Origin of the sequence: Algibacter sp. AS12, assembly GCF_046736315.1 — a bacterium.
GTDB classification, from domain to species: Bacteria; Bacteroidota; Bacteroidia; order Flavobacteriales; family Flavobacteriaceae; genus Algibacter_B; species Algibacter_B amylolyticus.
This window is the reverse complement of the sequence record NZ_CP151841.1, coordinates 2,745,566-2,762,384: the sequence shown is the minus strand read 5'-3', so window position 1 is coordinate 2,762,384 and position 16,819 is coordinate 2,745,566. Positions and strand designations below refer to the sequence as shown.

General features: G+C 34.1%; 7 protein-coding genes. All 7 read right to left on the bottom strand.

The annotated features are described in order from the left end of the window. Window position 1: 1 nt before the first annotated feature. Window positions 2–1,258: a DUF4959 domain-containing protein gene (locus AAFN75_RS11435; protein ID WP_411806438.1), complete on the bottom strand. Its 1,257-nt coding sequence runs from the start codon at window positions 1,256–1,258 to the stop codon at window positions 2–4. 36 nt (window positions 1,259–1,294) lie between these two features. After that, window positions 1,295–3,172: a RagB/SusD family nutrient uptake outer membrane protein gene (locus tag AAFN75_RS11430; protein WP_411806437.1), complete on the bottom strand. Its 1,878-nt coding sequence runs from the start codon at window positions 3,170–3,172 to the stop codon at window positions 1,295–1,297. A gap of 12 nt (window positions 3,173–3,184) precedes the next feature. Further along, window positions 3,185–6,469, bottom strand: a complete 3,285-nt coding sequence (locus tag AAFN75_RS11425; RefSeq protein ID WP_411806436.1) for a SusC/RagA family TonB-linked outer membrane protein — start codon at window positions 6,467–6,469, stop codon at window positions 3,185–3,187. Window positions 6,470–7,255: 786 nt separating this feature from the next. Further along, a complete protein-coding gene (locus AAFN75_RS11420) occupies window positions 7,256–8,299 on the bottom strand; it encodes a T9SS type A sorting domain-containing protein (RefSeq protein ID WP_411806435.1) in 1,044 nt (347 codons plus the stop codon). Between the two features lie 150 nt (window positions 8,300–8,449). Continuing rightward, window positions 8,450–10,906 (bottom strand): leucine-rich repeat domain-containing protein, encoded by a 2,457-nt coding sequence (locus tag AAFN75_RS11415; RefSeq protein WP_411806434.1) that lies wholly within the window; start codon window positions 10,904–10,906, stop codon window positions 8,450–8,452. Between the two features lie 256 nt (window positions 10,907–11,162). Next, entirely contained in the window at window positions 11,163–13,874 is a 2,712-nt protein-coding gene (locus AAFN75_RS11410) for a carbohydrate-binding protein (protein ID WP_411806433.1), read from the bottom strand. Next, on the bottom strand, window positions 13,874–16,468 hold the full coding sequence (locus AAFN75_RS11405; protein ID WP_411806432.1) for a T9SS type A sorting domain-containing protein: 2,595 nt from the start codon (window positions 16,466–16,468) through the stop codon (window positions 13,874–13,876). The genes AAFN75_RS11410 and AAFN75_RS11405 overlap by 1 nt, the downstream gene beginning before the upstream one ends. Between the last annotated feature and the right edge of the window lie 351 nt (window positions 16,469–16,819).

Here is a 16,819-nt window from a genome sequence, read left to right as displayed (position 1 = left end):
TTTATCTATTATCTCCACTAAATTGTATTTCACTAATGTGTAATAAAGTACTAATACAGTTTTGGGCTTCTCTTTGAGCAAATCTGATGTAACGCACCTTTGGCATTTCTGGCGAAATATCAAAACTAATACCTGCATTTGCAAAGGCCATGTCTTCTTCTGTATTGTTGCCATTATCACATTCGTTACCAGACGGCTTCACTACTACTGCTTGATCAAGTAAAAGCGTCCATCCATCTAAACTACCATCGGCATTTAATTTATCAGAACCCCATAAATCAAACACTTTAGGAGAACCATGTCTCCACTCATAATTTACCCTTGGCCAATATGTAAATCTATATACCTGATTTAAACCACCAAGATCTAAAGTAAATAAAGGCACCCTGTAAGCCGCACCATTAACTTCATGCCCTTGGTAGTAAGGTAATACTGGGTCTGGGTCTGCTGATTGTGAAATAGCTACGGTATGAAATCCATTGTTTCCTATACCACCATCATAAAGTTTATTTAGTTCCCAACCGGTATAAGCATTTGTTTGATCGTAAGGTTGTAATACCCCTCTAATTTTAGCTCTATCAAATACTTCTATGTATAACGGTGTTGTTGTAAACTCAACTCTATTACATTGATTTCCGAATCCATCTTTTACAATAAATACAAAATCGGTTTCTTCGGCAGGTAATCCTAAAATTTGACCTGTACCAAAAGGAGACTCAGAACGTAAAAGATCTTGAAAAATTAAACTACCTGTTTCATTAACTGAATACAATTCAACAATAGTTAATCCTCCCTCAGGATTTTCCCAAGACACATTAAGCCCACCAAAAGTTGGTTCGGCAGTAATAGATTCGCAAACATCTAAATAAGATGGTCTCCCTGGATTAATAGTAACAGAAGTAGGATCTGATTTATTTCCAGATTGATCTACAGCATATAAATTCACTTCGTACTCTGCTTCTTCTGCAAAGCCCTCAACTATTAAGCTATTATTAAACACAGAAGATTTTACGTTAACCACTTCCGCGTTATCATTACGTTTATATTCTCCCAGTACATATAAAACATCCTTATCATCAGGAAGATTATAGGTTATCTCGGACCCGCCCGCAAAGTTTCTAACGGCATTGCTATTTAAAACAACAACACCAGGAGCTACACCATTATCCTTTACTAACGGCCCAGCTTGATCTTCATCGCAACTACTTATAGTTGCTATGCCCAAAAGCATAATAAATAATTTTAAATATTTTCTCATAATTTCTTACTTATTTAGTTATTAATACCGTGGAAACTACCATCCAAAAGCCTGATTTAAATTAGGGTTTCTCAATATATCATACTCTGATATTGGCCAGAAATAATCTTTAATTGAAAATTTGGCAATACCATATTCTACTTGATTGTAGTACACGTCTGGATTAGATTTAGTCATATCCCAACCTTTTATAGACAAGTCATTTAACATTAAATGCGCTTTAAACCATCTTCTTAAATCCCAAAAACGATGACCTTCAAAAGCTAATTCGATTAAACGTTCTTGGTGAATAATTTCTCTTAAACCATCTTTAGAACTAGGCTTTGATGGGTTAGTTGAATATGCTGCCCAAGAGGCTTCAACACCATCTAAACCAGATCGTTCTCTTACAAGATCAAGATACGTAAATACTTCTGAAGATGGACCTGCCGCTTCATTTAAACACTCTGCATATAATAAATACAAATCTGATAATCTATACACTGGCCAAGTATATTGTATAGCCGGGAAATTATCATAAGTTAAAACAGATTCCCAATTGATTAATTTTTTAGCCCAATATCCTGTTCTATTAAATTTACCCTCGGTATTTGCTCCAGAAACGCCACCAGCTTTCGAGTCCACATGATATAGTGCTGTATCATCAGATTCATTGTTTTTATCATAAGATAAAATACCATCGCCTGCTACTGATGCATAAAATCTAGGCTCTCTGTTTAAATGCAATCCAACGGTTTGATACCCCTCTTTAACATAAAACTTATTCGCTTCGTCTCCAACAGTTAATTCATATCTGTTTGCATAATTATAAGAATTATCTTCATTAATTGGAACACCATTTTTAGAATAAAACATTTCTGCTATGTGCAACGGCACTTCGTAAAAAGAACCTACTTGCCCTGCAGTAATACCAACAAAGTTTGGATCTACCCTAACAAAAGCATCGTACTGGATACCAGAGGTAGTTGGGTTTCTTTGGCCCCAAATGGTCTCTACATTCCAATCATCAGTAATAGCTTCTCTTAAGTTCATTTTTGTTTTGGTTTCTTCTGAAAGACTAAACCCTGTTGTAAACTCATATAATGAATGCCCACCATCGTGTGCTAAATCTATAGCTTCTTTACAAGCATCGGCCGCTAATTGCCATTTATTTGCATCATAAGTTTGGTTGATATATGGTTCTCCTGCAATATTGGTCCACGTAGCATAAATCGAGTTTCCGTTAAATAAAGGACTTGCTGCATAGGCTAATACTTTTGCTTTTAACATGGCTGCGATTGGCTTTGTAGCACGACCTAACTCTTCTGCATCCGCAACAATTTCTGAAGGTAAATCTGCTATTGATTCATCTAAAACTGAGGTAATATAACTTACCACATCATCAACAGAATCTCTTTCAATACGCACATCAAGTACACTTTCGCTAACTTCAATATTTTCATCAATAATAGGAATAGGACCGTACATTCTTAATAAATGGAAATGGAAATAAGCTTTTAAAAATTTAGCTTCTGCAATCCATCTTGTTTTTTCTTCATCGGTCATATCTCTTACCTCATGAAGTCTATTTATAAAAATGTTACAATCCCTAAGTGCAACATGTGGCTCTCCACCCCATTGATTAAAAAGTGGACTAGTAACATTTTGTAACCCTTGAGATATATTTTGCCCAGGCCAATTGGTCCAATGTGTCCATGCTTCATCGCCAGAAATTAATCCTATATTACTATTTTTATTTGCAAAATGTGGTAAGTAACCATACAATGTATAAAAGAATTGTTTGGCATTAACTCGGTTATTAAATACCAAATCGAATGTGGCAACATTATCTGGCACAACGTCTATATAATCACTACAGGACATTGTTAACACCAATGCCATTGATGTTATATAATATTTTATTTTTGTTTTCATATTTCTTTTTTTTTATAAATTAACTCTAGCTCCTATATTAACAGTTTTTTGTAGTGGATAATTTAATCCATTACCTCTTAATTCAGGATCCCAAAGTTTAAACTTACTCCAGTGCACTAAATTTGTTCCACTAAGATACAAACGTACATTAGCTTGTCCAAATACTGCACCATTTTCTGGCTTGAAATTGTACCCTATCTCTAAAGATTTAAGTCTCATAAATGCACCATCGCGCATCCACCAACTACTTTGTTGTGTATTGTTCTCCACAGCATAGTCTGATAAACGAGGCCATAACGCGTAAAGATCTTGATTTGCTTCAGACCAATGACTATCGGCAAAAGCTTGTAATATTTGATTTTCGGCTACTGATCCTGATAAGTAATCGCCACTTGCATCCGTATCAGCAAAAGGAGATAATTTCTCTGAATCTATAAAAAAGGATACATTATCTAAACCTGCAAAAAATGCTGAAACGTCGAAATTTTTATACCCAACAGAAAAACCAAAACCATAACTTACCTCGGCTTGCGTAGGTTCTCCAATAGGGACAATATCTAAACTAGATACAATACCATCACCATTTATATCGGTATATTTAATATCTCCAGCCATAACTTCTCCAAACTGTTGTTCTGGGGAATTGGCCACATCGGCATCATCAACAAATAAACGCTCAGCCACCAAACCATAAGCTTGATTAAAAGGATTACCTATTTTAGACAACCATGGCGTTGCAGATAAGTCTGGTTCTTCATAAATTGTGTATTCACTACTTGTTTTTACAAAGTTAGCTGTAGCTTGTAACCACCAATCTTTATTAAAAGTATGGTTTACTAATAATGTAAATTCATAACCATTAGATTTTCCTTCACCTACATTAGCTACTGGTTGTGCTTGTAAACCTAAGAAACTTGGAATATCAGCACGTGTTTGTAAGATGTCGGTTGTTTTTTGTGAGAAATACTCTGCTTGGAATTGAATGGCATCTTTAAGGAAGTTTAATTCTAGACCATAATTTTGCTTATAAGCTCTTTCCCATGAAATAAAAGGGTTCTCATATCTATTAATAGTAACCCCTGCGCTTGATTCTTGCCCAAAAGTTCCGAATGTTGCACCGGCTCCACCATTATTTAAATTAACATCTGATAAATAAAAGAAACGATCGTTTCTGCTACCTATGTTTGCGTTACCTACTACACCATAAGATCCTCTAAGTTTTAATCTGCTAATTACATCAATATTATCCTCAAACCAACTTTCGTTTGAAATTACCCATGCAGCACCAACAGATGGAAAGAATCCAAATCTGTTTTTCTCAGCAAAACGCTCAGACCCGTTATAACCAAAGTTTCCTTCTATAAAATAACGTCTATCAAAATCGTAAGTAAAACGACCAGATACACCAATATTTCTACTTGGTAAGGATTGCTGTAAAGAAGTCACGTTGTCTAAAACAGATTCTCTAGCAATACCTACTAAAAGTCCGCTAACAGAATGTTTCTCGTTAAATGTTCTGTCATAATTTAATGCCGTTTCAAAATAAATATTTCTAGTAGCAGTACTTCCGGTTGGTATAAAATCTAAATACTCCGTACCACCATTAGGATTTAATGGATTTAATATATAAGTATCCTCAATTCTATTATAATCTTGATCGTTAATAGAATAATAAAAAGGATCATATTCTCTTCTTTTATTATATGAAGATGTATTAGTAACATTACCTAGAGCTCTCCAACGTAAACCTTCAGTAATACCGCTTAAATCTTGTTTAACCTGTAAACTTAATAAACTTACAGATCTACTATATTCGCGATACCCCCTTACTAATTCAGCATAAGGATTTATATAATTGGCTAAAGTTCCATCTTCTTCAACATTACCAAATAAAAGATGCTCTGTAAATTCATTAGCTTCATCTGGCGCATAATACGCAGGGAATCTCACTGGGTTAGTTCTATTAATCATGTTATACACCTGATTTCCAGTAGGTACAGGCCCTACATAATCATCTACCGTTTGGTTTAATTGTACAATTAACTCCGTAGTAGGTGTTAAATCAATATTGATATTAGACCTTAAGTTATAAACCTTATTATCTATATTGTTGTTAAAGTTAGCTTGATCATCAACCTTAAGTATCCCATTATCTTGAGACACAGAACCTGACACATAATATCTTGCTACTTTACCACCACCAGACACACTAAAATTTAATCTTTGGTTTTTAGTAAAATCTTGTAATAACTCATCTTGCCAATCGGTAACTGGATACACATAAGGATTAGTACCTGCAAGGGTATTATCGATTTTATTTTGTAAGTAAGGCAATGGAAAACTTCTATTTGGCGAAGCATTTCTTGTTCTTACAGCCTCCATATGCAATTTCATATAGGTATATGGATCTGCAATATCTAAGTTTTGCGTAGCTTGAGAGTACGTCGTTTCATACCTAACAGATACTCTAGGTTTCCCTATCTCACCTGATTTAGTTTTAACAGAAATAACACCATTTGCTCCTCTTGCCCCATAAATTGCGGTTGCTGTTGCATCTTTAAATACAGAAAAACTTTCAATATCATCTGGAGAAATTCTTGCTAAATCGTCGGCTGTTAACTCAATATTATCTATTAATATTAATGGCGAAGCATATTGCCCAAAAGTTGTTGCTCCTCTAATAAAAAATTCGGCATTATCAGAACCACCTCCAGGTTCACCAGAACTTTGAAACGCAATAACACCTGGTACACGACCTGCAAAAGAGGTTGTTAAGTTACTGGATGGTATTTTTAAATCTTCTGGTTTAACAGTTGTTATAGATCCTACTAAAGCCTCTTTAGTTTGCGTACCAAAACCTACTACCACAACCTCATCCAGTGCGGCAAGATCTTCAGTCATGGTTACGTTAATGCTTGAAAAGTTACCTATTACCAATTCTTGCTTTTTAAAACCTATATATGATAACACAAGTACATCGCCTTTGGCAGCAACTACTGCAAAATTACCATCAAAATCTGTTTGTACCCCTCTATTAGTTCCTTTTACTAATATATTTACACCGGGAAGTGGCACCCCTTGCCCATCTTGTACTGTTCCTGTAATTTCTGTTTGTTCAAAACTACTGCTCACTTCATTACTTTCTATCGCTTTAAAATCTGAAGCATACACTGAAGTTTTTGAACCCGCATAGCCTTTAAATATAAAAAAGGAGCATACTACTATTGATTTAATTACCCTACTGCTTTTAGCTTTACAAGTTCGCAATGGATAAATTAAAGAATAAATTTTATTCATACTTTTTTGGTTTATTAAAATTAGTTGATTGTTCTTACTTGTTTAAAAATTGTTGCTTAATGTGCTCATAAATTTCTAATGTTTTTTCTCATAGTTTAGTTGTTTGAATTGTTTGTTATTAAATTTTTATTACTAAAAAAAACAGCAGTTTGTTCTCTTTAATAACATGGCATAAAACTGATTAAAAATTCGCAATACTTATATTAATAAAATTCCAATAATTATAAATCATGTTCCATTTTACCCTAAAAACCGCACAAAAAGCAGTGTTTCTTTGAATATTTAACATATTAAAGGTTTTTACTTACTATTCAATTAAAATTAAGTTTATGTTAATTCTTATATAAAATTGATGTCTTTTTACAACCATTTTATCAAAAAAATCATGCAATTTATTATTCTTTGATTGGTTTTATTTAATCCCTTAATATTAACTTACTTTAAATAAATTATAAGTCTTGATTAAAATGCCTATTACCCAAAACTTACTTTTTAGTTCTTATCTTACCAGTTAAAATAATTACTTATTTTACTGTAAATTTAGCGTGGAGCATTTACACTACTAGAAATTACAACACTCATACTAAAGGGGTTATAATATACTTTTGTCTAATTTTTATTTAAATTAGCTTAGAAATAGCCCAAGCAATAAGATAAAGGCACAAACTTTAACCTGAGCTAGATTAAAACCCTATTAATAAATAAACTAATTTTGATAAAGAATATAAAAGGGCAGTATCAATTATTTATAGTGCCCTTTTACTAAGTGAAAAATATTGTTTTTATTTATTCAATAACAAGTTTACTAGTTTTCTTAGCACCATCTTGAGATACCTTTACTATGTACATACCCGATTTTAAGGCAGAAACATCTAATCTTTCTGCAACTGTTGCTTTAATAACTTCTTTTCCAAAAATATCATAAACAGAAACATCAATTTTAGCGTTATTTCTACTAGAAATATTGATATAGCCTAATGATGTTGGATTTGGATATAAAGCAAAGTTAGATTCTACATCCATATTTGCTGTGGATAACGTACCACCATTTGCTTGAAACACTGCAACAGCATCGGCAGAAGTAAGTGCTCTATTATAAATACGAATATCGTCTAAAGATCCAGTCAGAAAATCTCCAGCAAAATAATTTCTAGAACCAACTGAAAATGCTGTATTAGTTACAATATCTGTATTGATAGGGTTAGCCAAATTATCATAAGTTGCCGTACCTTGACTTATACCGTCTAAAAAAAGCTCTCCTGTTACAACTTCTGCTATAACATCAAGTTCATTAGGCGGAGCATCGTATGTAGTCTCAATTGTAAATACCATGATCAAATTGTGCCACGCATCATCTACAATAGTAATATCATTGAATTTGAAATCAGCACGATAGTGTCCGAAATTTAAAGCTGCGCCTTTATAATGAAAATGGACATGGTTTCTATTCGATGTAACTCCATAACTAAGAATATCAGTATCCGTAGCGTCAACATTTGTTTTTATCCAAGCAGAATATGATTTTCCTGCAGGATCTACTAAACCAGCAGGTAATCCTGCAATTGTACTAGCATCAAATTCAATAGCACTTGTGCCATTAAATACTAAAGCACCATTAGGAGTGCCATCTGCACCATCTGCTTTTGCTATAATCATTCCGTCTGCTATGGCACCAGTACCACCAATAGTAGCCATTATTTCGTTACCTGAAGGAACTGGTGAAATAGTTTCGTTACCATCTAAATGAAATACTAAGCCTGTAGTAATATCTTGGGCTGTTAAACTAGCAATAGCTCCTATTGCTAAAAAAGAAAGTAATGATTTTTTCATAATATATTTAGTTTAATGTTAGAGTCTAAAGTTACAAATCAGACCGTACTATCTTATAAATTATTATCCAAAACCTATAAAAAAACGTCCATTTCTTAGAGAAAAGGACTTTTTTTTACAAGCATCAATATTGATTTACTTTCTTACATGTTATTTCTTTATAATTTCCTTATTAATAACAATACCATCCTTTTTTACTTTAATAAAGTATATTCCATTGGCAAAACTACTTATATTTATTTCCTGCTTGTTGTTTGATATTGTTTTCTTTAATAATGATTCACCTTGAATGTTATAGATTTCAACAAGAGCTCCTGCACTATTACTTATTCTGAATGCATTTTTAACTGGATTAGGATAAAGTTTTAGTTCGTAATTTGTAATTCCATAATCGTTTGTACTTAATACCCCTTCCATAATATTAAACTCAGTCCAAACAGGTGCTGCCTCATAATCATCTATTGTATTTGGTGGCACTAAAAGATTTATACCGCTTAATAATAACCCGTTAAATAAATTATTTACAGTTGCGTCTGCAATGCCTACAGGTACCGTCCAGTTTACTTGTATATCTGTAATCCCTGTACACCCTCTAAAAGCTGCAACGCCCATAGTTGTAACTGTACTTGGAATATTAATAGTGGTGATTGCCTTACAATCTCTTATCATTTGATCTGGTAAAACAGTCCATTCGCTAGGTATAGAAAAAGAATTAATGCCAGTTCCTCTAAGAGCTCCAAGACCTAGAGATAAAGTACCAGGTACAACTACCGAAGTAATTGAACTACAGTTAATAAAAGTATAACTACCTGTACTTACAGTATTTGTAAAATCTAATGGTGCTAAGGATAATGCCGCACAATTATTAAAGCTATGATCTCCGTAAGTAATTATGTTATCTAGATTTATAGTTGTTAAACTTGTACACGAATGAAACGCATTTGAGCCAATTGAACTTACAGTACTTGGAAGCGTAACATTTGTAATGATTGTATTATCTTGAAAAGCGCCTTCAGCAATTCTTACCACACTGAAAGATACAGAACTATTATCAGCTTCTTGAGGTATTACTGCATTTGCAGTGTCTTGTCCAGAAACAAACCCTGTAACCTGACATTCATTAGGGTTTGTACCTAATACACTATAAGTAAAAATGCCATCATCAAAATTTAGGTTTTCTATACCAACACAGGAATTAGTAATAACCGTATTTCCTGAACCATTATCAGTAACAGACCCAGTTGTATTAATACTACTTGAACTTGTATTGGAATAGATTTCGATAGGCATTTCGGTACAATTGTTAAGGGTAATTCCAGAAGTAGCTGCCGCTCCAAGTGGAGAAAATGGATTAGTGCCTGAAGGTCTGGTTGCACCAACTAAAATTTTATGATCTTCAGTTCTAGTCTCGTCATTAAATTTTGTTAAAGTCACGGTATGACCATTTCCCGCAATGGTAGCCACAGCGTGCAATGTTGTTGTAGGTAGTGTAGGCATTAATTCTAATTCCACTTCCGAATCATCGCCACTTAAATACAATAATGGACCGTTTACGGCATCTCCTCTACTATTTTCAATTGTAACATCTTGAACATTATAACCTGCTTCGCATTCTATAGCTTCACAGTTTTGAATTAAAATTGGACCTCCAACTTCCATTGCAAAACCAACACGTGCTTTTCTAGCTGTGCAATTTATAAGCGTAACACCTGCTGTATCAAATCCATTTGCTCCACCTCCATAATTACGAAAACCTACTTCACTTAAAGACTTGGTATATCCACGGGTGATTACTTTGTCGCCATTATAATTACCGTACACGGCTTCGAAATCTAAATCGAACGCAGGACCCGAGGTTTCTGCTAACATATCATCGGTTGTTCTAGTAACTGCTTCGGCATAACAATCTTGAAATAGTACATTTCGACCTCCTTGCACAAAAAACAAATGCCCAAATGATGTTGAATAAATAGAGCAACCAATAATTTTTGGGTTTAGCCCTTCCACTAACATGCCACTATGCTTTCTCATAGCAACAAGACTTCCTCCTCCTTTACCAAGCAAATCACCATAACCATAAGGGGACGACCCGCTCATGTTTAAGGTCACATTTTCTACGGTAATATCATCCCCTTTTACTACGAATGATTGTCCGCCGCTAGCTGTAGGTTCATTACCAATATCTGTAATTGTTAATTCTTTAAAATTAATATTGTTACCTGTTAGATGAAATTCAACAACGTTACCACCTAAATCATTTAACAAGGCGGTATCCACATTAATGGTTACTCCTGTAAAATCAAAAGTATTATTACTTCCGCTAAACCGAATCATGGCACGCCTATTATTTTCATCGGCAGGTGTATTATTAGCGATTACAATTGGTGTAAGATAATCTGCCATATTGTATTCACCAGGCGTCATAGTAACGATCTGATTTGATTGCGACGCTACTGCAGCTAACTCTCCTACACTAGAAACTGTTATTGGTGTTTGCGCTGATGAACCTAAACCTATAAATAAAAAAAATGCCAACGAGCAAAAATAATTTCTTCTCAAAGCATAGTGTATTTTGCGCCAAATTAAAGTTAGTAGTTTTGTTTTCATATTTTTAGTTTAATTACTTGATAAAATTAGACTATTAGAATCCAGTAAGTAATAAGTTATAATTCATTATTAATTAATTATGGTTCAATTTTATAAAAAATTAAAACACAGCAATGCACTCATTTCTATTTAATAAAAAAACCTAGTTTGAAAAAATTTCCAATCAAGGCTTTTTATTTTTTTAAGTTAAATTTCGTTTTTATTTATTCCGGTAAGAACTTATATAAATTGTTAGGATGAAATACTAATAATTAAATTACTTTTTAATGATTTTTTTAGAGATAGTATACCCATCTTTAATAATCTTTACAATATAAAGTCCTTGAGATAGGCTATTCACCTCTATTGATTGCTTATTGCTTCCTATACTTTTACTAAGCGCTAAATCACCTAAAACACTATAAACTTCCACAACTGAATTTATGCTATTGGCAACCGTAAAACTGTTAGATACAGGGTTTGGATAAATCGCTGCATTATTTTTTTCAAAGGTTTTATTTGAAAGCGCAGAATCAACTCCATAAACCTCAACTTCTGCCAAAGTTATACCATTATCCGAGGTCTTAGAAATTTTTACCACACGACCTATTACCCCGCCAGTCTCTATCGTTAATAAAGGATTTGGATAATCTGTATATAATTGAGTAAATGTTACGTTCCCTCCGGCATCTTTAACTTCTACGGTAAAATTGTTTAATCTTTCACCATAGTTACTTCCTGTTCTGTTATAAATATTGATGGTTTCAATATTATAATTAGCTTGCAAATCGACTTGCCACCATTTAAGTGTATTTGAACCATTAGCTCCGTTTTCGGTATGTGAAACAGATCCGCCACCAAAATTACCATCTGTATTACCATCAATTGCCAATTCCGGAGGTCCATCATAGGCCGTTGATGATTGCGTTGCAATACTTCCATGTAAAGCCAAGGCTAAATTAGGAATTGAAGGTTTAGCTTCAACTGTATTAGATTTTATTAACTTTGATGACGCATCGATTAATTCAATCCAATAAAAATAGGTTTCGCCATTATTTACCGAAGTATCCGAATACATTGAGCCTACTACATTTTCCGCTATTAGGGTTTTTCCTGTCTCACTAAAATAAGTGTTTCTGTAAATATTTTGAGTTACAGGCTCCATGTTTTGTGCAGTCCAAGTTAAATCTACCGTTTTGTTGGATGTTTCAGCATTAATTGCTACCGAAGGCGTTGCAGCTTGAAGCTGAAACCAATTGACATTAAATAAAGTGCCAGATGCTCCAGAAAAAACAAAGTACAAATCTTGAGTACCAGAAAGTTCTGAAATATTTGTTGTAATGGTGTCCCAGTTTTGTAAACCTCCGGTATTTGTTACTGCTAAGGTTCCAACTAAAGTTCCTGTTGGGCTTCCTGTTCTAAGTTCTATATTGCCTCCAACTGTATTTGTAGATACTCGCGCACTAAACTGAGTTACGCCTTCACTTAAATCTACAGATTCAAATTTAAGCCAATCGCCATTTTCAATACTCGTTAAATTATCTGTGCCTTCTGTACTTGCCTCGGTTGTTACACCTTCCATAGTGCTATAGCATTCTGCTTCAATTATGGATGTTTTAGTTAAGTTACAAACATCGACAGCATCTTCAGTTACATTAAAAATGAAACAACTCATGCTTTCTTCACCTATGGTAGGGATAAATGTATTTCCCGATGAGGTGTATGATGTCGTTAGGCCTTCAATTGGCGTATTGTTTGTCCAATAATGCGCACTAACTTCACTTGTTATAGTAGATTGATCTAATTTTATTGGTAAGTTGTATTCGGTATTGCCTTCATTAATTACCCACAACACCATTTTATCATCCTTTCTAAAAGTAATGGTACAAACATTAGATGCATTATTTACCGAAGCTGTAACATACTTATGATTTAGAATATTATTAGAAAACTGCTTCATCATATAATACCCTCTAAGTCTTCTACCCTCTCCCGATGAAGAAAAATAAATAGATCTGGTTTCTTTATTGATTCCGCGCGACCAAATCTCAAAATAAACCTCTCCACTTATACCAGCCTCATAGCGTTCGGCTTTTTTAATGTATTCATCAATTTGTTTAAACATGGCTCTTTCTTCTCCATAAGTTGGCGATCCACTTCCTGTACTGGTTTCATCATCATACATGGGTTTACCTAAAGCAACTGCTTTCTCAGTAATCTCTACCCACTTTTCTGGACCTAGATTAGAATAGTTATGACTGCAGAAACCGGTGTATAAATCTTCTGTCCCAAGGGATTCTACATCTCTTAAGTAGGTTAAACCCGCAGTAATACTCCAAAACCCTTGATCGATAATTACAGGCTTTTCAATTCCTCGTTCATCTAACTCAGCATATAGTGTATTAATAATTTCTTTGGCTTCGACTGCTCTTACATGCCACATCCATTCTTTTGCTGTTGATAAAATTGAAATTGACACACCTTGCTGGCTCATATACTCGCAGTAATCTGCTAAAAATATCCCATACTTTTCAACATTTGTGGCTTTGGAACTATAAGTGTGAATCCAATCTGGCATATTATTATCGTCGCCATAACCATCATAATCAGAACGCATAGTAGCAAAAAACTTAATATCAGGATTAATAGCCTTAATAGCCTGCATGGTAGCGACTTGTTTATTGTAAAACGACCAGTTTTTATTCCCTTCTGATATTTCTTGGTTTTTGTCGTATTGCACCCTACAAACGTTAAAATTAATATCTCCAAAACTCCATTGAAGAATATCACCTTTATTCTGAGCATTTTGAATAGCCGAAGCGCTACGTTCCATATCACCTCCAATCATATCAATAGTTTGTTTGTAATTGGTTGAGTTAATTTCAATAGATTGTCCAAAAGACCGTACGCTAAAAATCAACGCGAAAATGGAACAAACCAATACCTCCTTTACATAAATGAATCCTATAACCATAATTATATTTTTCATTATTTCTTAATTATTTTTTTAGTAATAACACGTCCTTCTTTATTAATTTTTATGAAATAAACCCCATTACTTAAATGACTAACATCTATTAATTGACTATTTTGTTTAATAGGTGATGTTAATATTTGTTTCCCTAAAATATTATAAATAGATATTTTTGAGCCTGCTACATTACTAAGAGTAAATACATCATTTACTGGGTTGGGATAAATATTTATTTGATTTTTTAACTCAAAATTTTTATTTGATAAAGTAACTATCGAATCTACACCATAAACCTCAACCTCGGCAAGTGTTATTCCCGTATCAGATGTTTTAGATATTCTTACAACACTACCTACAACACCTCCCGTATCGATGGTTTGGAAAGGGTTGGGATAACCTGGATAAAACTGACTAAAGGTTACATTGCCATTGGTATCTTTTATCTCTACTGTAATATCTAGTAATCGGCTTTCGTAACCTGTTCTATTGTATATATTAATGGTTTCGATGTTATAGTTATTCCCTAAATCTACTTGCCACCATTTAGGATTAACATTATGATCTGTATGCGATACAGACCCATTTCCGAAATTACCATCTGTATTACCATCAATTGCTAATTCGGCACAACCGCCATACGGACAAGGATCTGTAGCAATAGACTGCGAAGCGGTACCGTGAATAGGTGCTAAATTTATTGGCTCTGGATTGGCTGCTACTAAATCAACTTTAATATTATTTAGTTCAAACGCATTATCTAAACCACTAAAAAGCACTTTCATTGCTTGTACTCCTTTGCTTAATATTACTTCACTGCCTACTTTAAAATCTTTCCAATCGGACAATCCGTTTGAATTAGTTCCTCCGTATGGCACAGTAACTTCAGAAGTTACATCTTCCCCTCCAAAATCAAACTTAATTTTTCCGTTAGCATTAGCAGATGCATATCTTATAGAAATGTCATAAGTTCCATCTACAGGCACATTTACAGTATAGCTTAACCATTCTCCATCTGATATTTCTGAAATACTATAACCACCTTCGGAACAAACTATTAAATCAACTCCTTCATCGGATCTATATGCTCCACCTGAATTACCAGTTGCACTATCACTATAGGTACGACCTTCGCCATCAAGAACGAAATAATCGAAGTTTTCCGCTTCAATAGTCATAGGTAGCACATTCATTTTATATAAAGGAAGTCCGTTAGAATCAAACCCACTTATAGGATCACCAGGACTAACCCGTCGGTATTTTAAACCACCTAACCCTGGATAATCTGTGGTTGTTAACTGTTCCACGCCAACTTCATTTGTTAAAAAATCGAAACCTCTTTCTAACCATTTCGTATCCTCTTCGGGAAGATTCATTCGATACTTGTAATGTCCCAAATTAGACTCTAAAGCTGGACCAGTTAAAAGATCCGTTCTTCCTCGATGCCACACATCTTCTGTGGTAGTTTGTGCTAAGTATGGATTAATTTTAAGAGCTGTCCAACGTCCAGAACGGTCAGAGCGTTTAAGGTATTCCCCATTCTCAACTGTTGGTTCCCATGGGGTTGGTTGATCGGGAAAACTTTCCACCCAACTAAGATTATATCTATACCAGAAACTTAGCCCTAAAAGCAAACGGTTATTTAGATGACCATAGAGATCCCCCCCTTGATTCCAATCAATTTCTGCCATGGTACATAAGGTTGCTACTCCACCGTGAGCATGTGCTTGATCTCGAGAACTTTCTTGACATTGTCCGTTTTCGTAAATGTAATTACTAATAACCTCGTTATATCCGTAGTCGGGAATTGTGCTTTCAAAACCAGTTAAATTGTATTCTTCGAAGTGTTCATAAACAGCACTAGGACCATTAGTAATAGGAGGGCCTGATGGGTAAGCCAAATCATCTATACGGTGAGGATACCCTTTTAAATAACGCACGGCACGGTCGTACATAATTTCATTATCTAGAAACACTCCCATAGCCATCATTACTCGCATTGCAAAGATTCCTTGATTGCCATGACGAGCAGGATCTCCTTGATAGATAACCCAATAAAGTGTATGGTCGCCAGTAGGTACTGTAGTACTAGAATATCCAGGATAAACTAACATATCTTTAAATTTTTGAAGAGCTACTGGATCCCACCCAGAATAGGTGCTTTTGATGATTTCTGCAGCTTCGATAAGTTTCCAGTGACGTCCGCCAGTTAAAGCGAAGTCTATTTCTTGGCTTGTTAAATCAGACCATACCGTAAAAACCTCTATTGCTTTTTCGGCGTGTCTTGAATCTCCAGTAATAGCCCACATAAGGGCATTGTAATAGGCCGTAATACCATCATTAACTAAAAATTTATTCCATTCTGAAGTTAGTACTGTCATACCGGTGTTACCACCTGCTACTTCAATATCGTACTTTGCCCTTGGATGCGCTGCTAAAAGTTGAAAAGAGGAAGCAAAAGGCTCAATATCTGCTTCAACCATATATTTCATCCGTTCTAAATCAGATTTCTTATGAGATAATCCTGGATGAACAAATTGTGCTTCAACAAAGGTGATTGTCACTATCGTTAAAACAATAAAACTTATTAATTTCTTTCTATTAAAATTCATTTTTTTACTAATATTTAGTTTAGTTAAAAAGTGTAGATAATCTAAAATTTAGAATAGCTTAAAAGCTAAACCAAACGTCGTTTTTAAATGAGATAACAAATCCTTTTTTCTTGATAAGTTCTCTAAATCAATTTAAATACTTAAAATTTCTATCAGATACTTACCTTTAATATTCTTGTTGTTAATTGTGCTATTATAAGAAGAATAGCTAATTGGAGCTTAAAAGGAAGTAAAGCATTAATAATAAACTCCAATTTTTGAAGAGTGTAAATGTGTTTCATATATCTAGTCTATTTAGTTTCAGATAAAATTATCTTTAAATGAATGATTAATCTGTAAATTATGATGCTT